This window comes from Delftia sp. NA_296.1 (assembly GCF_052692095.1).
In genome coordinates this window covers 184,293-208,428 of the sequence record NZ_JBQZGF010000011.1, presented here as the reverse complement: position 1 = coordinate 208,428, position 24,136 = coordinate 184,293, and the positions used below count along the sequence as shown (strand labels likewise).

The window sequence follows — 24,136 nt, the reverse complement described above, 5'->3', positions numbered from 1 at the left end:
CGAACATTTTAGCGCAGCGCCAGCGGCCTGCATACCGGAGACAAGCAAGTGATCAACAAAATCACCGACACCATCGCCGAGGCGTTGTCGGGCGTCCAGGACGGCTCCACCGTGCTGATCGGGGGCTTCGGCACCTCGGGCAATCCCACCGAACTCATCGACGGCCTGATCGCCCAGGGCGCACGCGAGCTGACCGTGGTCAACAACAACGCGGGCAACGGAGACCAGGGCCTGGCCGCCCTGCTCAAGAGCGGCCAGGTGCGCAAGATCATCTGCAGCTTCCCCCGCCAGGTGGACAGCTGGGTGTTCGACGACCTGTACCGCAGCGGCAAGATCGAGCTGGAACTCGTGCCCCAGGGCAACTTGGCCGAGCGCCTGCGCGCCGCCGGCGCCGGCATCGGCGGCTTCTTCTGCCCCACGGCCTATGGCACGGAGCTGGCCAACGGCAAGGAAACGCGCGAGATCAACGGCAAGCACTATGTGCTGGAGCATCCCATCCACGGCGACGTGGCACTGGTCAAGGCCGAGAAGGGCGACCGCTGGGGCAACCTGACCTACCGCATGTCGGCCCGCAACTTCGGGCCGGTGATGGCCACGGCGGCCAAGCACACGATCGCCACCGTGCACGAGATCGTGGAGCTGGGCGCGCTGGACCCCGAGGCCGTGGTCACGCCCGGCATCTACGTGAGCCAGATCGTGAAGATCGACCGCGTGGCCACCCAGGCCGGCGGCTTCAAGAAAACCGCATGAGCGCCCCAACCGCCGAAAGCAAGAGCATGAGCAGCTACCAGAAACGCAGCAAGCAAGAGCTGGCCCGGCGCGTGGCCGAAGACATCTTCGACGGCGCCTATGTCAACCTGGGCATCGGCATGCCCACCCAGGTGGCCAACCACATCCCGGCCGGCCGAGAGGTCATCCTGCAAAGCGAGAACGGCATCCTGGGCATGGGCCCGGCGCCCGCCGAAGGCCAGGAGGACTATGACCTGACCAATGCCGGCAAGCAGCCCGTCACCCTGCTGCCGGGCGGCTGCTACTTCCACCATGCCGACAGCTTCGCCATGATGCGCGGCGGCCACCTGGACATCTGCGTGCTGGGCGCCTTCCAGGTTTCGGCCACGGGCGACCTGGCCAACTGGAGCACGGGCGAGGCCGGTGCCATTCCCGCCGTGGGCGGCGCCATGGACCTGGCCGTGGGTGCACGCCAGACCTGGGTGATGATGGACCTGCTGACCAAGACCGGCGAATGCAAGGTCGTCGAGGCCTGCAGCTATCCGCTCACGGGCCTGTCCTGCGTCAAGCGCATCTACACCGACCTGTGCACGCTGGAATGCACGCCCGAGGGCCTGCGCCTGATCGACACCGTGCCCGGCCTCTCGCACGCCGAGCTGCAGTCCATCGTGGGCCTGCCCATCAAGGACGCGACGGCCACGGCCTGATCCCTCCGCTCCCCCCAGTGGGTGCGCTGCGGCGCACCCAGGCACCTCTTCATTCTTTTCCCAGGAGACACCATGAGCCAGTCCAACCAGGCCTTCATCTGCGACGCCATCCGCACCCCCTTCGGCCGCTACGGTGGCGCCCTGTCCCCGGTGCGTGCCGATGACCTCGGCGCCGTGCCGATCAAGGCGCTGATGGAGCGCAACCCCGGCGTGGACTGGACAGCCGTGGCCGACGTGCTCTACGGCTGCGCCAACCAGGCCGGCGAAGACAACCGCAACGTGGCACGCATGTCCGCCCTGCTGGCCGGCCTGCCCATCGATGTGCCGGGCGCCACCATCAACCGCCTGTGCGGTTCGGGCCTGGACGCCGTGGGCACGGCCGCGCGCGCCATCAAGGCGGGCGAGGCCCGCCTGATGATCGCGGGCGGCGTGGAAAGCATGAGCCGTGCGCCCTTCGTCATGCCCAAGGCAGAAAGCGCCTTCAGCCGCAGCAACGCCGTGTACGACACCACCATCGGCTGGCGCTTCGTCAACAAGCTGATGAAGCAGCAGTACGGCGTGGACTCCATGCCCGAGACGGCCGAGAACGTGGCCGACGACTTCAAGATCGAGCGCGAAGCCCAGGACCGCATGGCCCTGGCCAGCCAGCAAAAGGCCGCCGCCGCCATCGCGGCCGGCTACCTGGCCAAGGAAATCGTGTCCGTGTCCATTGCCCAGAAAAAGGGCGACGCCATCGTGGTGGGCCAGGACGAACATCCGCGCGCCACCACCATCGAGGCGCTGGCCAAGCTCAAGGGCGTGGTGCGCCCGGATGGCACGGTGACGGCCGGCAATGCCAGCGGCGTGAACGACGGCGCCTGCGCCCTGCTGCTGGCCAACGAGGAAGCCGCCAGGCAATACAACCTGGTGCCCCGCGCCCGCGTGGTCGGCATGGCCGTGGCCGGCGTAGCCCCGCGCATCATGGGCTTCGGCCCCGCGCCCGCCGTGCGCAAGGTGCTGGCCCTGACCGGCCTGACGCTGGAGCAGATGGACGTGATCGAGTTGAACGAAGCCTTCGCCGCACAGGGCCTGGCCGTGCTGCGCGATCTGGGCATTGCCGACGACGACCGCCGCGTCAACCAATGGGGCGGCGCCATTGCGCTGGGCCATCCGCTGGGTGCCTCCGGTGCCCGCCTGGCCACCACGGCCGTGAACCAGCTGCACACGCTGGGCGGCCGCTACGCGCTGTGCACCATGTGCATCGGCGTGGGCCAGGGCATTGCCGTGATCCTGGAAAAGGTCTGAGACTGCGATGAGCACCGTGGATAACAAGACACCCGTCACCGTGGTCAGCGGCGCCAGCAACGGCATCGGCCGCGCCATCGCCGAGGCCCTGCTGGCCCACGGCCGCGCCGTGGTCAACCTCGACTACGTGCTGCCCGATTGGAGCCATCCGCTGCTGGTGAGCTACCAGGCCGACCTGACCAGCGAGCAGGCCACCGCCGAGGCGGCGGCCCGCATTGCCGCCGCGCACAACGTGGTGGCCCTGGTCAACAACGCGGGCGCCACACGCCCCGGCACCATCGACAACGCCAGCACCCGGCATCTCGACGACGTGGTGGGACTGCACCTGCGCGCGCCCATGCTGCTGGTGCAGGCCTTCCTGCCCACGCTGCGTGCCTGCGGCGAGGGGCGCATCGTGAACATGTCCTCGCGCGCCGCGCTGGGCAAGCCTGACCGCATCGTCTACTCGGCGACCAAGGCCGGCCTGATCGGCCTGACACGCACCCTGGCCATGGAACTGGGCCGCGACCGCATCACGGTCAACGCCCTGGGCCCCGGCCCCATCGCCACCGAGCTGTTCACCAAGAGCAACCCCGAAGGCGCGCCGCAGACCCAGCGCATCCTCAACAGCATTGCCGTGGGCCGCATGGGCACACCGGAAGACGTGGCCCGTGCTGCGCTGTTCTTCCTGTCGCCCGACAACGGCTTCGTCACCGGCCAGGTGCTCTACATCTGCGGCGGCACCACGCTGGGCGTGGCGCCCGTCTGATCGAACGTCGGACCGACCGTCTGACCGAACGCCTTTCCAGGCACAACACCCTTCAAGAAGAACCACTGGAAGCGCCCGCCTGCACAGGCGGGCGCCACACAGGGCCCTGCCCTGGCCCAGCCCGACCTTGCCGGGCCCGGCCATCCACCTTATTGCCGAATCAGGAGACCTCTCGATGTCCGATCAAACCACCCACTTCACCCGCCGCCGTGGCCTGCAGGCACTGGCCGCCGCATCCCTGACCGCCCTCGGCGCCCTGTCCGGCACCGCCGCCCTGGCCCAGGACGGCTTCCCCAGCAAGCCCATCACCATCCTCGTGCCCTTCGCCGCTGGCGGCACCACCGACATCCTGGCGCGCATCGTCGCCCAGGCGCTGCAGCAGGAACTGGGCCAGACCGTGATCGTGGACAACAAGCCCGGCGCGGGCGGCAACATCGGCGCCGTGGCCGCCGCGCGTGCGCCGGCCGACGGCTACACGCTGTTCATGGGCACCGTGGGCACGCATGCCATCAATGCAGCGCTCTACGCCAAGCCCGGCTTCGACCCCATCAAGGACTTCTCGCCCCTGACGCGCGTGGCCAACGTGCCCAACCTGCTGGTGGCCCACCCCAGCCAGCCGTTCAAGACCGTCAAGGAAATGATCGCCTACGCGCGCGCCAATCCCGGCAAGCTGAACTACGGCTCCTCGGGCAGCGGCAGCTCCATCCACCTGTCGGGCGAGCTGTTCCGCTCCATGACCGGCCTGGACATGGTGCACGTGCCCTACAAGGGCAGCGCCCCGGCCATCACCGACCTGCTGGGCAACCAGATCGCCATCATGTTCGACAACATGCCCTCGGCCATCCAGCACGTGCGCTCGGGCAAGCTGCGTCCCATCGCCGTGACCACGGCCAAGCGCTCGCCCGAACTGCCCGATGTGCCCACCGTGGCCGAAGCCGGCGTGCCCGGCTACGAGGCCACTTCGTGGTTCGGCCTCTGGACCCAGGCCAAGACACCCGCCGCCGTGCAGCAGCGCCTGTACACGGCCATTGCCAAGGTGCTCAAGGACCCGGCCGTGGTCAAGAAGATCAACGACCAGGGCGGTGATGTCGTGATCGACACGCCGGCCGAATTCCTCGCCTACATCAAGGCCGAATCGACGAAGTGGAGCAAGGTCGTAAAAGACTCTGGAGCGCAGGTGTAACTGGCCTCCCCCTGAGCCGCTGCGCGGCTTCCCCCTGAAGGGGGACGGCGCCATCGCCGCGAGGCGGCTCTTGCTCGGCGCCCCTGGTGTCAGGCTGCGCCGGTTTCCAGCGCCATGCGTTTGAGCATTGAAATGGGGAATAAAAAAGAGCTGCCTCCGGGCAGCTCTTTGCATTGGGGTGTCAGGTGCTCAATCCAGCAGATCGGAGTAGTCGCCCTTGTCGTAGCCTTCGATGGCCTTCCAGGGCTGGGCCAGCGGTGCGGGCAGCTTGGTGGCGGTGACGACGATGCGCTCGGTGCCATGGGAGTCGCTGCGCTCCACGCGGCGGGCGAACTGGTTGGCCACGTCCCAGTCGATGACGGTGGTTTGTTCGCCTGCCGTGCCGCGGTAGCGCTGCACGCCGTTGTGCGGCTTGCCCACGCGTTCCATGCCTTGCAGCGCGGTGGGCGGCACGATCCAGTAGACGTTGTCGAAGGAGCCGCCGTAGCCGACGTTGCCGTGGTGAGCCAGGTCCACGCTGATGACGCGGCGCAGCTTGGCCAGGATGACTTCCACGCCCACCTTGCCGTCATCGGCGCGGCGGATGGACAGGGGTGCGGCGCGGGCCTCGTCATGGGCGTGGCCGGCGTGCGGGCCGTGGGCATGGTCGTGGCCGTGGTCCTGGCTCTGGCGCAGGGCGGCGGGCATTTCGCGCTCTATCCACAGCTGGGCCTTGCGGCGGTAGACACGGTTGGTATAGACGCTGCTGCGCTGCACGCCATCGCTGCCCACGCTCATGGCTTCGTAGGTGATGCGCAGGTCGGCCTCGGGCGTGGCCTGCACGGCGGCCGTGGTGCGCGCCACGGAATCAGCAGGGACTGCGGCCGTGGGTACGGGTGCCGCCGCCTTGGCCGGCTCGGCGGCCCATGCTGCGGAGACGGAACAGGCCAGCAGCGCGGCCGCGTAGATGTGACGCGCCGCGCGCGGCGCCGGAAGGGAAAGCGTCATGGAATCCAGCCAATGCGAAAAAACCGGGGCCGGGCACACGCATGTACCACGGCTCCGGCCAGGGGTTGGCAAGCAGCCAACGAAGGAAGAAACAATTACAGGCCAGCGGCTTCGCGGACCTTGGAGAACACCTTGGTGTTGTCCATCGTGCCCTTGAAGATCTTGGCGCCCGCGCCGCCGGCGAACAGCATCACGTCGCCGCCGCCATGGGTCTCGGAGCCCGGCGTGCCCAGGTTCAGGCCGACTTCCTGCAGGTAGTTGTCGTCCGTGGTGTCCACGGCCGTCACGTCGTCGCGCGAGGCGCCGCGCGTGGGAGCGATCCAGGGCTTGTTGCCATCTTCGGCATTGACCTGGCTGGAGGCCGTGGCGTTGGGACGGCCACCGTTGCCGAAGGCCAGCGTGGTGTAGGGCTTGCCGTCCTGGGCCTTGGCCATCTGGCCGGTCTGGTAGTCCTGCACCTTGCCCAGGATCGGGTTGCCGATCTTGGAGTAGCCGTTGAACACCATGTTGTGGTCGTGATCGGCCGTGACGACGATCAGCGTGTTCTTCAGGCCCGGGTCCTTCTTTTCCATGTAGGCCATGGCGGTTTCGATGGCGCGGTCGAAGGCCAGCGTGTCTTCCAGCGCGCGCTTGGCATTGGTGCCATGCAGTGCGTGGTCGATGCGGCCGCCTTCCACCATCAGGAAGAAGCCCTTGTCATTGCGGCTGAGCACGTCCAGCGCCTTGCCGGTCATGTCGGCCAGGCTGGGCTCATCCAGCTTTTGCTTGACGCGGTCCAGCTCGTAGGCCATTTCGCTTTGCGTGAACAGGCCCAGCAGCTTGGGGGCCTTGGTCGCGTCCAGGGCCGACAGCTCGCTGCCCTTGGCGACATAGGCGTAGCCCTTGGCCTTCATCATGTCCACGAGGTTGGCCGTGTCCGTGCGCTTGCTGCTGGGGTTGACCGACTTGGGCAGGTAGTTGCGCTGGCCGCCGCCCATGAGCACGTCGATGCCGTCGCCCAGCCTGGCGTTGTAGTTGGCATGGCCGGGCACGGACTGCTCGGCAATGCTGTTGTAGCCATTGCGGTTGCAGATGTGGGCGTAGGTGGCCGCAGGCGTCGCATGGCCCACGCGCGTGGTGGAGATGGCGCCCACGGCACGGCCCTTGGCCTTGGACAACTCCAGCAGGGTCTGCGCGGGCTGGCCGTTGCCGGCCGGGCAGGTGGTGTCCTCGCCGTTGATGTATTGCTGGCCGTTGGCCGCGTAGGCCATGGTCTCGGCCGACATGGAGATGACTTCGTTGTTCATCTTCACGCCGGTCATGTAGGCCGCCATCGAAGGCGCGCTGTCCGTGGTCTGGCCATCGCGCGAGAAGGTCTTGACGCGGCTGGCGTAAGGCAGGGACTGCATGGTCAGCGTGGCGCGCTCGCTGCTGGTCAGTGCCGTGGGATTGGCAGCCAGCTGCTTCTCACCCTTGTAGATGCGCGCGGCGGTCACGGTGACCGGACCCATGCCGTCGCCGAGGAAGAAGATGACGTTCTTGGCCTCGCCAGCCGCATGGGCGGCAGGTGCCAGCAGCGCCAGCGCGCCGGCCGCAGCCAGGGCGAGGGAGGTCTTTTGGAGGATCGGATGCATGTGGAATTCCTTGAGTGCCTTGATTGCAGCGTGCGGCATCACAAGCCGATGCTCTTCTTGATCAGCGCGAAGACGGTGGTGTTGTCGATCACGCCCGAGAACGTATCGGCACCCATGCCTTGCGCGCCCAGGAACACGTCGCCGCCGCCGTGGGTTTCGGAGGCCAGGGGCACCACGGCCTCCTGCAGGTAGTCGGGGCTTTCCAGCGAGGCCGCGTCGATGGGACCCCGCGTGGCCAGGCGCTTGGGACCGTTGCCGAAGCCCAGGATGGTGTAGGGATTGCCATCCACATCGGTGGAGGCCTTGCCGTCCACGTAGTTCTTGACCAGGCCCAGCACGCCGGGCTTGCCGGCCTCGGTCTTGCCGGTGCGCGCGGCATAGCCGTTCAGGTGCAGCGTGTGGTCATGGTCGGCGGTGACGACGATCAGCGTGTTCTTCAGGCCCGGGTCGAGCTTGGCCATCTTGTCCAGCGCGGTCTGGATGGCGTTGTCGAAGGCCACGGTGTCCTGCAGCGCGCGGCGCGCGTTGGTGGCGTGCAGCGCATGGTCGATGCGGCCGCCTTCCACCATCAGGAAGAAGCCCTTCTTCTTGGCCGACAGTGCGTCGATGGCCTTGCCCGTCATCTCGGCCAGGCTCGGTTCCTTGGTCGCATCGCGGTCCAGGTCATAGGCCATGTGGTCCTTGGTGAACAGGCCGGCGATCTTGCTGCCGTCCACGGGCAGCTTGTCGAACTCGCTCTTGTTGGCGGCGTAGCTGTACTTTTGCGTCTTGAACTCGGCGATCAGGTTGCGGCTGTCGTTGCGGCGGCCGCCGTCGGCCTTGGGCGTGAAGTAGTAGGAGCCGCCACCCAGGATCACGTCCACGCCGTCACCGAGCTTGCTGTTGTAGCCGGAGCCGCCGGGCACCAGGGCCGCGGCGATGGTGTTTTCCGCATCGCGGTGGCAGACGTGCGAGTAGGTGGTTGCCGGCGTGGCATGCGTGATGCGCGCGGTGGAGACCACGCCCGTGCCGTAGCCGGCGGACTTCATCTGCTCGAGCAGCGTGGGAACGGCCTGGCCGTTGCCGCTGGGGCAGGTGCTGTCGTAGTTGGTGTGATAGGCCTTGCCCGCAGCGTCCGTGGCCTTGGTGTCGGGCGTCATGGAGATGACTTCGTTGTTCATCTTCACGCCGGTCATGTAGGCGGCCATCGAGGGCGCGCTGTCCGTCACCTGGGCGTCGTTCGAGAAGGTGTGGACAAAGGCCGTCTCGGGCAGCTTGTCCATGGTCAGCTCACCGTCTTCGCCCACGCTGTAGATGCGTGCGGCCGTCATGGTGGTGATGCCCATGCCATCGCCCAGGAAGAACAGCACGTTCTTGGTCGGAGCGGCTGCGGACGAACCGTCGCTACCGCCACAGGCGCTCAACAGCAGCGAGGCACCAGCCAGCGCGCTGCACAACATCTTCAATTTCATGCGGATATCCCTCTGTAGGCAGGGGACCCCGCAGCACGGCCGCGCCCTCCCCCTGTTGATTGACCCGTGCACTGTAGGAGCGACCTGTGACGAGCCCGTGACAGCAAGGCAGCAGCGGCAGGCGTATCGTTGCGGGGATGCGCTGCCAGCCGGGGAGCCCCCGGCCACCCCCGCGACTGAACAAGGAACCCCATGGACCAGAAAGCCCAAGCCCCGAACGCCTCGCACGCCACGGATGCGCCGCCCAAGCCGGTGCTCGACTACCCGTTCGAGGCGCCACCGCAGCGCGGGCAGACGCTGGAGGTCGCACCCGGCGTGCTCTGGATACGCATGCCCCTGCCCTATGCGCTGGATCACATCAATCTCTGGGCCATCGATGACGGCGAGGGCTGGGCCATCGTCGATACCGGTGCGCGCACCGACGAAGGCGTGGCCACCTGGCGCGCGCTGTTCTCCCAATCCACCGATGGCCGCTCGCTGACGCGCGTGCTGGTCACCCACATGCACCCCGACCATGTGGGCCTGGCCGGCTGGCTGACGCGCAAGTTCCATGTGCCGCTGTACATGACGCGCCTGGAATATCTGAACTGCCGCGTCGTGGTCTCGGACTGCAGCCGCGAGGCGCCGCCCGACGCCATCGCCTTCTACCGCCGCGCAGGCTGGAGCGACAGCGCGCTGGAGTCCTACCGCGCCCGCTTCGGCAACTTCGGCAAGCACATCCACGCCCTGCCCGACAGCTACCGCCGCCTGCACGACGGCGAGGAACTGCGCATAGGAAAGCACCTGTGGCGCGTGGTGGTCGGCAGCGGCCACTCGCCCGAGCACGCCAGCCTCTACTGCCCCGATCTCAAGCTGTTGATCTCGGGCGACCAGGTGCTGCCGCGCATCTCGTCCAACGTCTCGGTCCATGCCATGGAGCCAGACGCCAACCCCATGGCCGACTGGATGGATTCTCTGGAAAAGGTCAGGCGCGAAGTGCCCGACGATGTGCTCGTCCTGCCCGCGCATGGCGATTGCTTTCGCGGCCTGCATGCACGCATCGATTCACTGGCGGCAGGCCAGGAGCGCGCCAACGCCCGCTTGCTGGCCGCACTGGCCGAACCGCGTCGCGCCGTCGATGTCTTCGGCGCCCTGTTCTCACGCCCCATCAGTGAATCCAGCCCCGCCCTGCTGGGTATGGCCACGGGCGAGAGCCTGGCCTGCCTCAACCACCTGATGCATGCAGGGCAGGTGGAGCGCAGCATCGATGCCGATGGCATCGCCTGGTACCACGCCGTGGCGGGGGTCTGAGACTGAAGCGGCAGCCGGCTCAGGCTGCCTGCAGCAGCGGATAGCGCTGTGCCATCGCATCCTGCAGGCCGAACTCCGCCAGGATGGCGCGCATGCGCTCGACCGCACTGCGCTTTTTCTGCCCCGTGTAACGTGCAATGATCAGCTCGTTCTTCATGCTGTGCTCCCAGCCCACCAGCTCGGTCACGGTGACCTGGTAGCCACAGGCCTCCAGGTACAGGCAGCGCAGCACGTTGGTGAGCTGGCTGCCCATTTCGCGGGTGTGTATGGGATGGCGCCACAGTTCTGCCAGCGGCGTGCGCGTCAGGCTCAGCGCCTTGGTCTGGCGCAGGCAGGCAGCGACCTCGGCCTGGCAGCAGGGCACCAGCACCATGGCCTTGGCTTTCTTTTCCAGGCCGAAGGCGATGGCATCGTCGGTGGCGGTGTCGCAGGCATGCAGGGCCGTGACCACGTCGAATTGCGCAGGCATGAAGTCGGCATGCGTGGATTCGGCCACCGACATGTTCAGGAAGCCCATGCGGTCGAAGCCCAGCTCGGTGGCCAGCTTCTGCGACGCCTCCACCAGCGGCGCGCGCGTCTCTATGCCGTAGATGTGGCCGCGCCCCAGCGGTTTGAAATACAGGTCGTAGAGGATGAAGCCCAGGTAGGACTTGCCGGCACCGTGGTCGGCCAGGGTGACCGCATGGTCGTCGGCCGACAGTTCTTCGAGGATGGGGGCGATGAACTGGTACAGGTGGTAGACCTGCTTGAGCTTGCGCCGCGAGTCCTGGTTGATCTTGCCTTCGCGCGTGAGGATGTGCAGCGCCTTGAGCAGTTCGATGGACTGGCCGGGCTTGAGGCCCAGTTGCTCGGTCACATCCTGCTCGGGTTTCGCGGCAGGCTTGCCTTGGCGCGCCTTCATTCGGCTGCGCCCGGCTTGGCTGCATGCACCACGGGGCAGCGCGCGCCCACGCCCATGTCCAGCCAGCCTTCGATGCCGATCTTCTCCAGCGTCTCCATGTTGCGCTCGTAGATGGACTCCGCCTCGGGGAATGCTTCGACCGCCTTGTCTATGCTGTCCTCGCGCAGCAGGTGCAGCGTGGGATAGGGCGAGCGGTTGGTGCAGTTGGTGACGTCGTCCGCTTCGGTGCCCTCGAACTGGAACTGCGGATGGAACGAGGCCACCTGCAGGATGCCTCCCAGGTCCAGTTCCTCGACCATGGCGTCGGCCACTTCGAGGAAGTCGTTGAAGTCCAGGAACTCCTGCAGCGCATGGGGCAGGATCAGCAGCGTGGTGTCGCGCTTCTCGGGCGAGGCCTCGGCCAGCGCTTCCAGCTCGCGGTGCAGATCCGCCGCCACGCCCTCGGCGTCGGTGGCCTGGCTGACCGTGTAGTGGATCTGGCCCTTGATGTGCACGCCCTTGGCGAAGGGGCACAGGTTCAGGCCGATCACGGCCTTTTCGAGCCAGTGCACCGTATCCTCGATCACGGTGACAGGCGGAAACTCGGCCGCGCGAATCTCGTGGTTGGTATCGGTCATGGCTGTGCCCTTCAAAAATGCGAACGGGGGCACTGCGCCCCCAGACATTGCGAAACCGTCCAGGAACTCTTCCCTGCCCTGTCACGCAGGGTCCGCATTCTAGCCGCGCCGCCCGGGCGATGCCGGTGCTCGGATTTCTCAGCCCAGCAGACGCAGGCCTGTCAGCAGCTCATGCTCCCGGGCCGCGTAGCGATCCGTCATCCCGGCGATGAAGTCGGCCACCACCCGCGCACGCGCCGATACGTCCTCGGCCAGCATGGCCCGCTGCACGAAACGCGGCTTCATGCGATCGGGCTCCACCATGTAGGCCGCAAACAGCTCGGCCACGACCTGCTGCGCGCCGTCCATGGTCTTCATCACCTGCTCATGGCGATAGAGATTGCGGAACAGGAACTGCTTGAGCTGCAGCGACTGCTGCCTCATGGTATCGCTGAAGCCCACCAGGGGGCCAGCCTGTGCGCGCACCTCATCGACCGAACAGGGCCGCGCCTGAGCAATGCGTTGCTGCGTGGCGGCGATCACGTCATAGACCTGGTCGCTGAGCATGCGGCGGATGCTTTCGTACAGCAGGCGCCGCTCGGCCAGGGGCATGCCCAACTGAGGATGCTCGGCCAGCGTTGCGTCGTGATAGCGCGCGAACAGGGGAACGGCCTCGCACAGCTGGGCCATGGTGATCAGGCCGGAGCGCACGCCATCGTCGACGTCATGGGCGTTGTAGGCAATGGCATCGGCCAGATTGCACAGCTGGGCCTCCAGCGAAGGCTGCCGGCCCAGCAAAAAGCGCTGGGCCACACCGCCGGGCTCCCGCGCTTCCAGGTGCTCGGCATTGGTGCGCGAGCAGTGCTTGAGAATGCCCTCACGCGTCTCGAAGCTCAGGTTGAGCCCGTCAAAGGCCGGATAGCGCTCCTCCAGCCGGTCCACCACGCGCAGGCTTTGCAGGTTGTGCTCGAAGCCGCCATGCGGCTGCATGCAGGCATTGAGTGCGTCCTGGCCCGCATGGCCGAAGGGGGTGTGGCCCAGGTCGTGGGCCAGGCAGATGGCTTCGACCAGATCCTCGTCGAGCTGCAGGGACCGGGCGACCGAGCGGCCCAGTTGGGCAACCTCCAGCGAGTGCGTCAGCCGTGTGCGGAACAGGTCGCCTTCATGGTTGACGAAGACCTGGGTCTTGTAGACCAGGCGCCGAAAGGCCGATGAATGAACAATGCGGTCCCGGTCGCGCTGGAAGTCGCTGCGCGTGGGCGCAGGCGCCTCCGGGAAACGCCGCCCCCGGCTGAACGCCGGGTTGCAGGCATAGGGGGCCAGGGCCTGTTTCTGCATTCGATCGCCTCATCATGCTGACAAGGGCACTCTAGCAGTTCCGGCTTGCCCCCAGAGCCGCGCGTCAGGCGCAGCAGGCGTCTATGACTTCGCGCACCAAGGTATCGGGCGCCGAGCGCATGACGGCCTTTCCCGGCCCGTCGATGAGAACGAAGCGGATCTCGCCCGCCTCGGACTTCTTGTCCACGCGCATCAGCTCCAGATAGCGGCCAGCGTTGTCACGCGCATCCAGCACGGCGCCGCGCACCGGCAGGCCCGCACGTTCGATCAGCACACGCAGCCTTTGCACAAAGGCGGCATCCACCAGGCCAAGGCGCTGCGACAGCTCGGCCGCCATGACCATGCCGGCGCCCACGCCTTCGCCGTGCAGCCAGTTGCCGTAGCCCATGCCGGCTTCAATCGCATGCCCGAAGGTGTGGCCGAAATTGAGAATGGCGCGCAGCCCAGCCTCTTTCTCGTCCTGCCCCACGACCCATGCCTTGATCTCCACGCTGCGCTTGATCGCGTGCGCCAGTGCAGTGCGGTCGCGGGCGAGCAAGGCATCCATGTTCTCCTCCAGCCAGGCCAGGAAGTCCATGTCGGCGATCGGCCCGTACTTGATGACCTCGGCCAGGCCAGCGCTCAGCTCGCGCACGGGCAGCGTGTCCAGCGAGGCCAGGTCGCAAACCACCAGCTGCGGCTGGTAGAAGGCGCCGATCATGTTCTTGCCCAGCGGATGGTTGATGGCGGTCTTGCCACCCACCGACGAATCCACCTGCGACAGCAGCGTGGTGGGCACCTGCACGAAAGGCACGCCACGCATGTAGCTGGCAGCGGCAAAGCCGGTCATGTCGCCGATGACGCCGCCACCCAGGGCGAACAGCACGGTCTTGCGGTCGCAGCCGCCGGACAGCAGGTCGTCAAAGATCAGGTTCAGCGTCTGCCAGTCCTTGTGGGCCTCGCCATCGGGCAGCACCACGGTACGCACGCTGCGGTAGCGTTGTTCCAGCACGCGGCGCAGTGCAGGCTCATAGAGCGGTGCGACCACATCATTGCTGACGATCACGGCCTGGGCCGCAGAAGGCAGGGCGGCATAGGTCGCGGCCTGGTCCAGCAGGCCGGTGCCGATGGTGATCGGGTAGGAACGGTCACCCAGGTCAATGGTCACGACCTGGGCGGCAGGCAAGGAGGAAGCGGTGGGCAAGATGGTGTCGCTCCAAGGCAGAAAGAGTGAAAGGAATTGCGCGACACGGCAGCGCGCCCGGCAACCGCCGATCTTAAAGAAAAAGGCCCCGGCAAGTGCCGAGGCCTTTCGTGTTCCACCTGACTGTGCTCAGGCCAGTTCCGCCTGCATGCGTATGCGCTGGGCGGCCTGCGCCACAGACAGACCCGATGTCTGGATCACGAAGTGAGCCGTCTCCAGATAAAGCGGCTCGCGTTGCAGCAGCAGTTCCCGCAGGCGCAGCGCCGGGTCTTCCACCTGCAGCAAGGGCCGCGTCACATCGTTGCGCAGCCGCGCGGCGATGGCCTCTGGCGTGCAATCCAGATAGAAGACCTGGGTGCGCGCATGCAGATGGCGGCGGTTTTGCTCGCGCAGCACCACCCCGCCGCCCGTGGACAGCAGCAGGCTGGATGTGGAGGCCGACAGCTCATCAATGACCTGCGACTCCATGTCTCGAAAAGCCTGTTCGCCCTCGCGCTCGAAAAACTCCCGGATGCTGCAGCCTATGCGCTGCTCGATCACATGGTCCGAATCCACAAAACGCATCGACCACAGGCGCGCCAGCTGGCGCCCTATGGTCGATTTGCCGGAGCCGGGCAGGCCGATCAGGGCCACCACCGGCGCACGGAGCGAGGCAGGACCTTGATCGGAATTCACCAGCGTGTTCACTCGGGCAGGCAGACGGATGTCACTCCGTAAGGCGAGGTCAGGAAGGAGCCGTTCTTCTGGTCACCTTCGACGAACGAGGTAAGGAAGATGCGCTCGGCACGACCTTCGGAGCCGGCAGCATTGGAGCTGACGGTCAGCTTGTACAGCAGCCAGGTGGCTACGTTCTGCGGATATTCAGTCTGAACGATCAGACGGCCATTGGCTCCTGTTTTTCGTCCGTTGAAATAGGACACCACAATATCGGCCTTGGGGGGTGTCAAGCGGCCATCTCCATTGGCGTCTTCACCGCTGTCCAGATTTCCATTGCGATTGATGTCCTCATTCAAGCAAAAACCGGATCCAGCGACGTGTGCATTCTTGACGTTGTCATAGCTTCCAAATCCGTATCGCAGAATATCCACGCTTACTGAAACATCCGCATCCGCAACTGCCTCACCAGCAGCATTGGCAACGGCCACATCAAACTTCTTGATATAGGTAAGGTTATTGGCGCCTTTTTCCAGCTCATTGTTGTCGCCAATAGTGATGGAGACAGGTTCGCTGGCAACAGTCAGCGTACTGACACGCGAATTGGGGCACTTCCCATTGGACACAGCTGCGTCAGAATTTCCATAGCACATGCGGATGCTGACCCCATCTGTCGGGCTGATACGCGTGCCAGGAATATATTGCGCCAAGGCAACGCCGCTGGCATTGGATATCACGGATTGGCTGCCTGTCGAGATAGCCTCTCCAGAACCCAGTCCAGGCGGAACGATCTCAAAGCGGACCCGCATATTGGGAATGGCGCGGTTGTCCTTGTCCAGGAACAGGGCTCGCAATTGCGCCATATTGGTACGACCGCCATCCAGATTAGGCTTGACGGTATTCGGCACAATGGACAAGCTCGCCGCACTGACCACACCCACCGCGTCTGGGACTTGGGCAGCGCCGCCTGCCACAGTGATCTGCTCGTTTGAGACCACTCCTGAAGCCTTGGCCTGCAAGGAGTAGACCTGGGCGGCGCCTGGTGCATTGAATGCCGCAAACTTGGCTACGCCAGACGTGTCCGTCTGGGCCGTCACCGCAGCACTGAGAACCGATCCGGAAAGCACAACAGGAATGCCAGAAATTCCTGTGCCATTCGCATCCGAGATTTTTGCCGTGACCTCCACTGGTTGCCCCGGAGAAGGAGCAGAGGGAACCACAGTCAATGCGATCTGGCTGCCGGTGACAGCCACAACACCTGTACCCGACTGATTACCAGCCTTCAGATTGAAGCGGATATCCCGGTTGGAACGATCACCACCGATCTCTATCTTTCCGGTAACACGGCCAGAGGCATCCGTCACGTTGGCGTTGGGTGTAAAAACACCCGAATCCAGCACAACGGAGACAGGTGCATTGGCGACAGGATTCCTGCTTGCGGACAGTGCTGTGACCGTCAAGGTGGCGGAGTCGCTTCCCGAATTGGCGACAACAGTCTTGTCAAGAAGGAACTCGACACTGGCCACATCCGGTGTCGTACCACCCCCCGTACCTCCTCCAGGTGTCCCCGGATTCCCGCCTCCCCCCCCGCACCCAACCAGAGCAAAGGCCGTCAAAGTAGCCAACCACATTTTCTTCATCAAATATCTCCCTAAATTTTCACTCAGCGTTTTGCAGCGCTATCAGAAATCATTTTTGGCGTAATGAATACCAGCATTTCTCTCTTGGAAGAGGCCCTGGAGCGGCTCTTGAAAAGATTTCCCAGCACAGGCACATCGCCCAACAAAGGAATCTTGTTTTCCTGATTGGTTTCTTCCAGTTCAAAGATGCCACCAATCACCACGGTGCCACCGTTTTGTACGAGGATCTGCGTCTTGATATGCTTGGTGTCAATAGCCACCCCCTGGGTCGTGGTTTCACCGCGAGAATCCTTGTTGATATCCAGATCCAGAATGATATCGCCTTCCGGAGTTATTTGCGGCGTTACTTCCAGCTTCAACACCGCCTTCTTGAAGGCTATGGTGGTCGCTCCGTTGGGCGCAGTGACTGAATATGGATACTCCGTACCCTGCTCGATCAGTGCCTTGGTCTGGTCGGCTGTCATGAGACGAGGGCTTGAAATGATCTTGCCTTGCCCATCGGCTTCCATCGCCGAGAGCTCCAACGTAAGGAAGCGATTGGCTGCTGCATTGAAGATGGACATGGCAAACGTGCCAGATCCTGAAACTCCTGACACGGATGCAGGAAGATTCACAAAGCTGCCCGAAGTATTGACCGTACCTCCTGCACCTGCAGAGGCATTTGCGTTATCGAATCCCGTACCGAAGACAACACGATTGTCACCGCCGATACCGTAGCCGCCATCACCACCGCGCTGGGCACGCAAGTCCCCGCCGCCGAGGCGCACACCCAGCGCACGTCCGAACGTGTCACGCGCTTCCACAATACGCGCTTCAATGAGCACTTGACGCACTGGCACATCCAGCGTGGCCAGCAATGCCTTCATGGCCTCAAGCTTGGCGGGAGTGTCCGTCACAAAGAGTTGGTTGGTCCGGGGCTCAGAGATTGCAGATCCACGCTCGGACAGAAATCTCGTCGCATTTCCGCCAACCCCGGCAGAGCTGGTGTTCGTCGTGATTTGCAATAGAATATCGGCCGCCTTCGCATAGTTCAGCTGAAAGCCCTGGGTGCGCAGCGGCTCCAGTTTCTGGATTTCAATCGCGGCTTCATAGTCACGCTTGGTGCGCGCATCGATCTCATCCTTGGGTGCTATCCAGAGCACCGAACCCGACTTGCGCATGCCAAGGCCCTTGGCATCCATGATGATCTGCAGCGCCTGATCCCAGGGAACATCCTTGAGACGCAGGGTCAACGCCCCGGAAACCGTGTCCGAGGTCACGATATTGAAGTTCGTGAAGTCGGCGATCACCTGCAGCAGCGACCGCACTTCGATGTTCTGGAAATTGAGGGAGAGCTTTTCACCGCTGTAGCCGGGACCCTGCGTGAGCTTGCTCACATCCACCTTTTTCTGGCGGACCTCGATCACAAACTGGCTGTCGCTTTGGTAGGCGCTGTGCTCCCAGTCGCCGACGGGAGCGATGCGCATGCGCACCGACTCACCCTGCTGCACCGAAGAGATTGTCTGCACCGGCGTTCCGAAATCCCCAACATCCAGCTTGCGTCGCAGCCCTTCAGGCAAAGAGGAGCGCAGGAAATCGACCACCAATTCCTTGCCTTCGCGGCGCAGATCCACGCCGACCTGGCTATTGCTCAGCCCCACGACGATGCGGCCAGAACCATCACTGCCACGACGGAAATCAACATCCCGAATGGGTTGGACATCACTGCCAACAGCTGTCTTGGCTTCAAACACGCCCTGCTGCGTAGAAGGCTTTACTGTGGCAGACGTTGCCACCGGATCCAACAGGATCAGCAGCGCCTTGCCTTGGCGTTCAGTGCGGTAGGACGTAGCAGACTTCAGATTCAGCACCAGACGGGAGCGGCCGGATGCCTCCACGATATTGATGGAGCGCAGGTTGCCCTGGTTGAGCTCGACCATCGATTTACCCGTGGCATTGGTTGCGCCAGGGAAATCCAGTGCGATTCGTGCAGGCGACTGGATTGCAAATCCGGTCGGGTCCGCAGCCAGCGCTTCGGAAAGCTCGATGCGCACCACCTCAGTGCCTCCTTGAATCGAGCCGGAGACCGACTCTATCGCGGACTGCGCCCATGCCAAGGAGCCAAGCAGCCAACCGCCTACGGCGATTCCCCAGCGAGCCTTGTGCAACATGCTTCGATGTGTGCCCATCATTTTCTTCCCTCCTGCAACTCCAGTGTGCTATTTCTCTCTATCCAGTCGCCGCTGCCGTCCTGGACGATTTCCCGCAACTGGATGGTCGTCTCGGTGATCCGGGTAACCTTGCCGTAGTTCTGCCCCAGGTAATTTCCTGCCCGAACCTGGTACAGCAAAGCCCCCACCCTGACAAGCGCCGTAGGCACGCCTTTTTTGTCCAGACTGCCGACCATCGTCATTGCATCCAAAGGCTCGGCCTCCAGCGGTTCCTTGCGGCGATTGAGTTCGGAAGCAATCAGGGTGGTATTGGCGCTAGTCTGTGCAGACTCCCTGCGCAGCACCTGCATCAGCTTCATGGGATTGAAAGGATCCATGCCATCAGAACCAAGATAGGCCTGGGGCGTGAAGGTCTTGGGCTCCTCCAAAGGCTTGACACGGGGCTTGGCATTGGCTCTTTCCTGGGCCATCCAGCTCTGCAGTTCCTCCTGATCAGAAGAAGAGCAGCCTGAGACGGTCAGGCAGGCAGTCAACATGAGCCAGCCGCTGAAACGCATATGTCTCATTATTTCTTGCCCTTCCCTGCAGCCGCGCGTTGCGCCTGCACCTCGTCGGCATCCAGGTAGCGGAAGGTCCGAGCCGTCGCCTCCATGCTCAAGACTTCGCTGCCTTCCTTGCCCACGGGGACGATCGAGAGATTGTTCAAGGTCACGATGCGCGACAGGTAGGCCACATCGGACGCAAAGGATCCAATGTCATGGAAGCGGCCCGTGACCTTCAACGCAATGGGCAACTCGGCGTAGTACTCCTTGACAACCATCGCACCAGGCCGGAAGGTTTCAAACTGCAGGCTGCGACCCAGCCCTGCCTGATTGATATCCGAGAGCAGCGCCGCCATTTCCGCCTTGCTGGGCAATTGCTTTTCCAGTTGCGTCACATACTGCTGGACCTGTTCACGCTGCTTCTTCAGGCCATCCAGGCTGACGGCCTTGGACAGCTTCTGGCTGAAGTCCTGGCGCAGCGTGACTTCGGTATTGCGCTCCTGCTCCAAGGTGTCTTCGTAGTCCTTGATCAGCACATACCAGAGCACGGCGGCCACAGCCAGCGCGATGGCCACACACAAAAGCGCCCGCGGCAACACAGGCCACCGCGACGGGTCATTGGGATCAAGACCACGGAACTGGCGCTGGATGTTCTCCTGCAGTGCGGAGAAGTCGATGTCGTTCTTTTTCTTCTTGGCCATCACTGGGGCTTTCCTGGGTTGGCCGGCGTCGAAAGGCTCTTTTCCGCCACACTGGCACGCGTCAGTTGAAAGCGCAGATTGAACGCAGCAGCGCGGCGCTGGTCCTTGGGCGTGACATTGACCGTCCTGGCCACGATTTCCACCAGATCAGGCTTGGAGATCCAGGGTGTTCCTTCGGACAGATTGCGCAGCATTCCGGAAACCCGCTCATTGGACTGCGCCGTACCCTGCATGGTCACAGACAGGCCTTCCTGCCTGATGCTGGTGATGTAGACGCCATCGGGCAACTGCGCCACCAGCTCGTTGAGCATGTGCACCGGAAGATTGCGGTCGGACTGCAGATCTTCCACGGCCTTCTGGCGTGCACGCAGGGCCGTGATCTCGTTTTCCAGCCCGGCGATTTCCTTGATCTGGGACTCAAGGACGGTGATCTCGGCGCGCAGCATGGTGTTCTTTGCCTGCTGGGCCTCGATCATCATCTGGTACCACCAGTAGACCGCGCCAATGATCAAAAGCCCCACCAGGGCAGACAGGACCATAGTGGCCTGGAATGCTTCCTTGCGGCGCTTGCGTGTTGCTTCTCTGTGAGGAAGCAGATTGATCAGGATCACGAGACAAACCTCCGCATGGCCAGTCCGCAGGCGGTCAGGTAGGCGGGGGCCTCGCGCGACATGCGCTTGAGGCGTACGCCGCTGCCGACTTCCATTCCATCAAAGGGATTGGCAAGGCTGCAGGCAAAACCCGTTTGCTGCGTGATGGCCTCGGACAGGCCGGAAAGTGGGGCCGAGCCGCCTGCCAGCAGGATGTGGTCTATGCGGTTGTGGGGCGTACTGGTGAAAAAGAACTGCAGTGCGCGCGACACTTCCTGCGTCATGCTTTGCACAAAGGGCTTGAGCACGGCGGACGCGTAGTCCTCCGGAAGTTCACCGCTGCGCTTCTTGGACTCGGCCTCTTCGAGCGAGAAACCATATTGGCGCGCGATCAGTTGCGTCAACTGTGCGCCGCCAAAGGCCTGGTCCCGGTCATACAGCACCTCGTCATCGCGCAGGATCTGCATGCTGGTCGTCATGGCGCCCAACTCGAACAAGGCCACAAGGGCGTTGTTGCCCTGATTGGGCAGACGCTCGATCAGCCGTGCAGCCGCCATGCGGGAGGCGTGGGGCTCAATGTCGATGACCGTCGGCTTGAGGCCGGCCGCCTCGGCCAGGCCCTGGCGGTCCTGGACCTTCTCGCGGCGCGATGCGGCAATGAGCACGTCCACATCGCCGGGTGAATTCGATGACGGGCCTATGACGCAGAAGTCCAGACTCACTTCATCGAGCGAGAAAGGAATGTACTGATTGGCCTCGGATTCGACCTGGACCTCCAATTCCTGCTCGCTCATGCCGTCCGGCAGCGAAATCTTCTTGGTGATCACGGCCGAGGCCGGCAAGGCCATGGCCACGTTCTTGGTCCGCGTACCGCTTTTTTTGACCAGTCGCCGTACAGCCTCTGCCACTTCGTCGAACTTTTCGATGTTGCCGTCCGTGATCCATCCCCGCTCCAGCGGTTCGATGGCACAGCGCTCCAGCAACAGTTCGCCCGACTTGGCACGAGACAGCTCAACGAGCTTGGCGCTCGAAGAACTGATGTCGATGCCTAGCAAAGGTGCGGGCTGGCGACTGAATAAGGATCCCATAGCAATCAACTTGCCCTCCCTCTTCTTGTGTATGTAAAGAACGCAACAAACCTTCACATATAGGTTGAATGCTATCAGCAAGACTGCGCACAACTCACCATGCCAGCCGGAGCACGCTAGGCGCTAGTGGCCAAAAACAGACATTATTGCGGGCCATCAAATGCGACATGAATGCACCCCTGCTTGCATGTCGGCCTGCACGCCTGGCTTAGGATGCGTGGCTTGCGGCCATGCTGGCAACCGTGTGCAGCCGTCTCCTACCGACCTTCTGGGGCACGCATTTTTATAATGCGGCACTCCTCAGCACTCCCTGCGACATGCCGTCTTCAGACTCCCGAGAACCCCAGGCTGCAAAGCCTCGCTCCGCCCCATCCAAGCCCATGCACTGGTTTCCCAAGGCCTTGCTATGGCTGGCGGGCATCGCCGTCGCCGGCGCGCTGGCCTTGATGCTGACCGTGGCCGTGGCCCTGGCCATGGCCTACCCCAACCTGCCCGACGTGTCCGAGCTGGCCGATTACCGGCCCAAGCTGCCGCTGCGCGTGTACTCCAGCGAAGGCGCCCTGCTGGGTGAATTCGGCGAGGAGCGGCGCACGCTGACTCCCATCCAGGACATCCCCAAGGTGATGACCGACGCCGTGCTGGCCATTGAAGACACGCGCTTTTTCGAGCATGGCGGCGTGGACTACAAGGGAATGGCCCGCGCCGCGCTGGCCAATCTGGGCCGCGTGAAAAGCCAGGGCGCATCGACTATCACCATGCAGGTGGCGCGCAACGTCTATCTGTCTTCCGAGAAAACCTTTACACGCAAAATTTACGAAGTCTTACTGACTTTTAAGCTAGAGCATCTGTTGAGCAAAAACCAGATTCTCGAGATCTACATGAACCAGATTTATCTGGGAAATCGGGCCTATGGCTTTGCTGCTGCCTGTGAAGCCTATTTCGGCAAGCCACTGAAGGACATCACTGTGGCCGAGGCGGCCATGCTGGCAGGCCTGCCCAAGGCACCATCGGCCTACAACCCGATCAGCAACCCCAAGCGCGCCCGCTCGCGCCAGCTCTACATCATCGAGCGCATGGAGGAAAACGGCTTCATCACCTCCGCCCAGGCCACTGAAGCCAAGGCCGAGCCGCTGAAGATCCGCACGGGCTCCTTCAACACCCGCGTGCATGCCGAATACGTGGCCGAGATGGCACGCCAGCTGATCTTTGCCCAGTACGGCAACGAAGCCTATACGCGCGGCCTGAACGTCTACACCACCATCAATGCCGGCGAACAGGAAGCCGCCTACGCCTCGCTGCGCCGCGGCATCATGGACTACGAGCGCCGCCAGAAGTACCGCGGCCCCGAGAAGTTCGTGGCCCTGCCGGCCGACGCCGAGGACCGTGAAGACGCCATCGACGACACCCTGGCCAACCACCCCGACAACGGTGATGTGCTCGCCGCCGTGGTGCTGGATGCCAATCCGCGCAAGATCCTGGCGGCACGCGCCGACGGCGAACAGATCGAGATCACGGGTGAAGGCCTCAAGCCCGCCGAATCGGGCCTGAACCCCAAGGCACCGCCCAACATCAAGATCCGTCCCGGCGCCGTGATCCGCGTGGTCAAGACGCCCAAGAACACCTGGGAAATCACGCAGCTGCCCGAGGTGGAAGGTGCCTTCGTGGCCCTGGTCCCCCAGACAGGCGCCTTGCGCGCCCTGATCGGCGGCTTCGACTTCCAGAAGAACAAGTTCAACCACGTGACCCAGGCCTGGCGCCAGCCCGGCTCGGCCTTCAAGCCCTTCATCTACTCTGCGGCATTGGAAAAAGGCTTCTCGCCTTCCACCATGATCAATGACGCGCCGCTGTTCTTCAGCGCCGGCGTGACGGGTGGCCAGCCATGGGAGCCCAAGAACTACGACAGCCGCTACGACGGGCCGATGACCATGCGCACGGGCTTGAACAAGTCCAAGAACATGATCTCTATCCGCCTGCTCCAGGCCGTGGGGCCCAAGCAGGGCCAGGAGTGGGTCACGCGCTTCGGCTTTGACGCCGCCAAGCATCCGGCTTACCTGACCATGGCGCTGGGTGCCGGAGCGGTCACGCCGCTGCAGTTGGCTGCCGGCTACTCCGTGTTCGCCAATGGCGGCCACCGCGTCAACCCCTGGCTGATTGCCCGTGTCACCGATCACAAGGGCCGCATCCTGTCCGAATTCACACCGCCCCCGGTGCAGGAACTGCCCCAGGCCATCGACGCGCGCAACGCCTTCATCATGGACAGCCTGCTGCAGGACGTGGCGCGCGTGGGCACGGCAGCGCGCGCGCAGTCCACGCTCAAGCGCCCCGACCTGTATGGCAAGACGGGCACGACCAACGACTCGGTGGATGCCTGGTTCGCAGGCTTCCAGCCCACGCTGGCCGCCGTGTCCTGGATCGGCTACGACACGCCGCGCAACCTGGGCAGCCGCGAGACGGGTGGCGGCCTGAGCCTGCCCATCTGGATCGGCTTCATGCAGCATGCCCTCAAGGGCGTGCCGGTGGCAGAGATGCCTGTGCCCCCTGGCGTCGTGAACATGGGCGGCGAGTGGTACTACGAGGAAAACGCGCGCAACGGCGGCGTCAGCAGCCTGGGCATGGACAGCGCTTCCACGGGCGGCGCTGCAGGCGCCACGCCCCCGCCCGCCACCGAGGAGCGCAACCGCATCCTCGACCTCTTCCGCAACTGACCGCCACACAAGCGGTTGACCACGCAAGAAAGCCCGGCCATGCCGGGCTTTCTTCA

At 64.0% G+C, this 24,136-nt stretch carries 21 protein-coding genes; 7 read left to right on the top strand and 14 right to left on the bottom strand.

The window, feature by feature from the left end; translation table 11 throughout:
• The first annotated feature begins 48 nt into the window (after nt 1-48).
• The 5 genes from ACUTR7_RS24570 to ACUTR7_RS24550 all read left to right on the top strand — a co-directional run bounded on the left by ACUTR7_RS24570 (nt 49) and on the right by ACUTR7_RS24550 (nt 4,651).
• Nucleotides 49-750, top strand: coding sequence for a 3-oxoacid CoA-transferase subunit A (locus ACUTR7_RS24570; RefSeq protein WP_012207359.1), 702 nt, complete (start codon nt 49-51; stop codon nt 748-750).
• Between the two features lie 26 nt (nt 751-776).
• Entirely contained in the window at nt 777-1,436 is a 660-nt protein-coding gene (locus ACUTR7_RS24565; RefSeq protein ID WP_026062883.1) for a 3-oxoacid CoA-transferase subunit B, read from the top strand.
• Between the two features lie 72 nt (nt 1,437-1,508).
• Nucleotides 1,509-2,720: a 3-oxoadipyl-CoA thiolase gene (gene pcaF / locus ACUTR7_RS24560; RefSeq protein WP_445610027.1), complete on the top strand. Its 1,212-nt coding sequence runs from the start codon at nt 1,509-1,511 to the stop codon at nt 2,718-2,720.
• A gap of 7 nt (nt 2,721-2,727) precedes the next feature.
• Entirely contained in the window at nt 2,728-3,468 is a 741-nt protein-coding gene (locus tag ACUTR7_RS24555; RefSeq protein ID WP_445610026.1) for an SDR family NAD(P)-dependent oxidoreductase, read from the top strand.
• Between the two features lie 175 nt (nt 3,469-3,643).
• Nucleotides 3,644-4,651: a Bug family tripartite tricarboxylate transporter substrate binding protein gene (locus ACUTR7_RS24550; RefSeq protein ID WP_012207363.1), complete on the top strand. Its 1,008-nt coding sequence runs from the start codon at nt 3,644-3,646 to the stop codon at nt 4,649-4,651.
• A 189-nt stretch (nt 4,652-4,840) separates the two neighbouring features.
• Here the strand turns inward: ACUTR7_RS24550 and ACUTR7_RS24545 are convergent, their stop codons facing one another.
• From ACUTR7_RS24545 to ACUTR7_RS24535, 3 genes are all read right to left on the bottom strand, one after another.
• A complete protein-coding gene (locus ACUTR7_RS24545; RefSeq protein ID WP_445610025.1) occupies nt 4,841-5,638 on the bottom strand; it encodes a hypothetical protein in 798 nt (265 codons plus the stop codon).
• A 95-nt stretch (nt 5,639-5,733) separates the two neighbouring features.
• The gene (locus tag ACUTR7_RS24540) at nt 5,734-7,251 is read right to left on the bottom strand and encodes an alkaline phosphatase (RefSeq protein ID WP_034398945.1); all 1,518 of its coding nucleotides are present in this window, start codon (nt 7,249-7,251) and stop codon (nt 5,734-5,736) included.
• A gap of 38 nt (nt 7,252-7,289) precedes the next feature.
• On the bottom strand, nt 7,290-8,702 hold the full coding sequence (locus ACUTR7_RS24535) for an alkaline phosphatase (protein ID WP_445610024.1): 1,413 nt from the start codon (nt 8,700-8,702) through the stop codon (nt 7,290-7,292).
• A 192-nt stretch (nt 8,703-8,894) separates the two neighbouring features.
• Here ACUTR7_RS24535 and ACUTR7_RS24530 point away from each other — a divergent pair, with 192 nt between their 5' ends.
• Nucleotides 8,895-9,992 carry an MBL fold metallo-hydrolase gene (locus tag ACUTR7_RS24530; protein ID WP_192368465.1) on the top strand — a complete coding sequence of 366 codons (1,098 nt, stop codon included), beginning with the start codon at nt 8,895-8,897 and terminating at the stop codon, nt 9,990-9,992.
• A gap of 19 nt (nt 9,993-10,011) precedes the next feature.
• On the opposite strand, the gene ACUTR7_RS24525 is transcribed toward ACUTR7_RS24530, so the two are convergent.
• The 11 genes from ACUTR7_RS24525 to ACUTR7_RS24475 all read right to left on the bottom strand — a co-directional run bounded on the left by ACUTR7_RS24525 (nt 10,012) and on the right by ACUTR7_RS24475 (nt 21,384).
• Nucleotides 10,012-10,893 carry a class I SAM-dependent methyltransferase gene (locus tag ACUTR7_RS24525; RefSeq protein ID WP_445610023.1) on the bottom strand — a complete coding sequence of 294 codons (882 nt, stop codon included), beginning with the start codon at nt 10,891-10,893 and terminating at the stop codon, nt 10,012-10,014.
• Nucleotides 10,890-11,510 (bottom strand): DUF1415 domain-containing protein, encoded by a 621-nt coding sequence (locus tag ACUTR7_RS24520; protein ID WP_096913955.1) that lies wholly within the window; start codon nt 11,508-11,510, stop codon nt 10,890-10,892. Before ACUTR7_RS24520 ends, ACUTR7_RS24525 begins: the two co-directional genes overlap by 4 nt.
• A 138-nt stretch (nt 11,511-11,648) precedes the next feature.
• Nucleotides 11,649-12,827 carry a deoxyguanosinetriphosphate triphosphohydrolase gene (locus ACUTR7_RS24515; protein WP_096913956.1) on the bottom strand — a complete coding sequence of 393 codons (1,179 nt, stop codon included), beginning with the start codon at nt 12,825-12,827 and terminating at the stop codon, nt 11,649-11,651.
• Nucleotides 12,828-12,891: 64 nt separating this feature from the next.
• Nucleotides 12,892-14,010: a 3-dehydroquinate synthase gene (aroB, locus tag ACUTR7_RS24510; protein WP_445610022.1), complete on the bottom strand. Its 1,119-nt coding sequence runs from the start codon at nt 14,008-14,010 to the stop codon at nt 12,892-12,894.
• A gap of 129 nt (nt 14,011-14,139) precedes the next feature.
• Nucleotides 14,140-14,685, bottom strand: coding sequence for a shikimate kinase (locus ACUTR7_RS24505; RefSeq protein ID WP_174549378.1), 546 nt, complete (start codon nt 14,683-14,685; stop codon nt 14,140-14,142).
• 8 nt (nt 14,686-14,693) lie between these two features.
• On the bottom strand, nt 14,694-16,304 hold the full coding sequence (locus ACUTR7_RS24500) for a hypothetical protein (RefSeq protein WP_445610021.1): 1,611 nt from the start codon (nt 16,302-16,304) through the stop codon (nt 14,694-14,696).
• A gap of 23 nt (nt 16,305-16,327) precedes the next feature.
• A complete protein-coding gene (gene pilQ, locus ACUTR7_RS24495) occupies nt 16,328-18,475 on the bottom strand; it encodes a type IV pilus secretin PilQ (RefSeq protein WP_445610020.1) in 2,148 nt (715 codons plus the stop codon).
• A complete protein-coding gene (locus tag ACUTR7_RS24490; RefSeq protein WP_445610019.1) occupies nt 18,472-19,020 on the bottom strand; it encodes a pilus assembly protein PilP in 549 nt (182 codons plus the stop codon). The genes pilQ and ACUTR7_RS24490 overlap by 4 nt, the downstream gene beginning before the upstream one ends.
• Nucleotides 19,020-19,697, bottom strand: a complete 678-nt coding sequence (locus ACUTR7_RS24485; protein ID WP_013800761.1) for a type IV pilus inner membrane component PilO — start codon at nt 19,695-19,697, stop codon at nt 19,020-19,022. The genes ACUTR7_RS24490 and ACUTR7_RS24485 overlap by 1 nt, the downstream gene beginning before the upstream one ends.
• Nucleotides 19,697-20,308 carry a PilN domain-containing protein gene (locus tag ACUTR7_RS24480; RefSeq protein ID WP_445610018.1) on the bottom strand — a complete coding sequence of 204 codons (612 nt, stop codon included), beginning with the start codon at nt 20,306-20,308 and terminating at the stop codon, nt 19,697-19,699. The genes ACUTR7_RS24485 and ACUTR7_RS24480 overlap by 1 nt, the downstream gene beginning before the upstream one ends.
• A complete protein-coding gene (locus tag ACUTR7_RS24475) occupies nt 20,305-21,384 on the bottom strand; it encodes a pilus assembly protein PilM (RefSeq protein WP_043795715.1) in 1,080 nt (359 codons plus the stop codon). Before ACUTR7_RS24475 ends, ACUTR7_RS24480 begins: the two co-directional genes overlap by 4 nt.
• 371 nt (nt 21,385-21,755) lie before the next feature.
• On the opposite strand from ACUTR7_RS24475, the gene ACUTR7_RS24470 reads away from it, so the two are divergent.
• Nucleotides 21,756-24,080 carry a penicillin-binding protein 1A gene (locus ACUTR7_RS24470; protein WP_013800758.1) on the top strand — a complete coding sequence of 775 codons (2,325 nt, stop codon included), beginning with the start codon at nt 21,756-21,758 and terminating at the stop codon, nt 24,078-24,080.
• Nucleotides 24,081-24,136: the final 56 nt, after the last annotated feature.

What these genes read in the sequence shown, in the direction of transcription:
- ACUTR7_RS24515 (WP_096913956.1), bottom strand. Translation starts at nt 12,827, where the DNA reads ATGCAGAAACAGGCCCTGGCCCCCTATGCCTGCAACCCGGCGTTCAGC.
- ACUTR7_RS24550 (WP_012207363.1), top strand. Translation starts at nt 3,644, where the DNA reads ATGTCCGATCAAACCACCCACTTCACCCGCCGCCGTGGCCTGCAGGCA.
- ACUTR7_RS24490 (WP_445610019.1), bottom strand. Translation starts at nt 19,020, where the DNA reads ATGAGACATATGCGTTTCAGCGGCTGGCTCATGTTGACTGCCTGCCTG.
- ACUTR7_RS24530 (WP_192368465.1), top strand. Translation starts at nt 8,895, where the DNA reads ATGGACCAGAAAGCCCAAGCCCCGAACGCCTCGCACGCCACGGATGCG.
- ACUTR7_RS24485 (WP_013800761.1), bottom strand. Translation starts at nt 19,697, where the DNA reads ATGGCCAAGAAGAAAAAGAACGACATCGACTTCTCCGCACTGCAGGAG.
- pcaF (WP_445610027.1), top strand. Translation starts at nt 1,509, where the DNA reads ATGAGCCAGTCCAACCAGGCCTTCATCTGCGACGCCATCCGCACCCCC.
- ACUTR7_RS24470 (WP_013800758.1), top strand. Translation starts at nt 21,756, where the DNA reads ATGCACTGGTTTCCCAAGGCCTTGCTATGGCTGGCGGGCATCGCCGTC.
- pilQ (WP_445610020.1), bottom strand. Translation starts at nt 18,475, where the DNA reads ATGATGGGCACACATCGAAGCATGTTGCACAAGGCTCGCTGGGGAATC.
- ACUTR7_RS24535 (WP_445610024.1), bottom strand. Translation starts at nt 8,702, where the DNA reads ATGAAATTGAAGATGTTGTGCAGCGCGCTGGCTGGTGCCTCGCTGCTG.
- ACUTR7_RS24500 (WP_445610021.1), bottom strand. Translation starts at nt 16,304, where the DNA reads ATGAAGAAAATGTGGTTGGCTACTTTGACGGCCTTTGCTCTGGTTGGG.
- ACUTR7_RS24555 (WP_445610026.1), top strand. Translation starts at nt 2,728, where the DNA reads ATGAGCACCGTGGATAACAAGACACCCGTCACCGTGGTCAGCGGCGCC.
- ACUTR7_RS24545 (WP_445610025.1), bottom strand. Translation starts at nt 5,638, where the DNA reads ATGACGCTTTCCCTTCCGGCGCCGCGCGCGGCGCGTCACATCTACGCG.
- ACUTR7_RS24565 (WP_026062883.1), top strand. Translation starts at nt 777, where the DNA reads ATGAGCAGCTACCAGAAACGCAGCAAGCAAGAGCTGGCCCGGCGCGTG.
- ACUTR7_RS24520 (WP_096913955.1), bottom strand. Translation starts at nt 11,510, where the DNA reads ATGACCGATACCAACCACGAGATTCGCGCGGCCGAGTTTCCGCCTGTC.
- ACUTR7_RS24525 (WP_445610023.1), bottom strand. Translation starts at nt 10,893, where the DNA reads ATGAAGGCGCGCCAAGGCAAGCCTGCCGCGAAACCCGAGCAGGATGTG.
- ACUTR7_RS24540 (WP_034398945.1), bottom strand. Translation starts at nt 7,251, where the DNA reads ATGCATCCGATCCTCCAAAAGACCTCCCTCGCCCTGGCTGCGGCCGGC.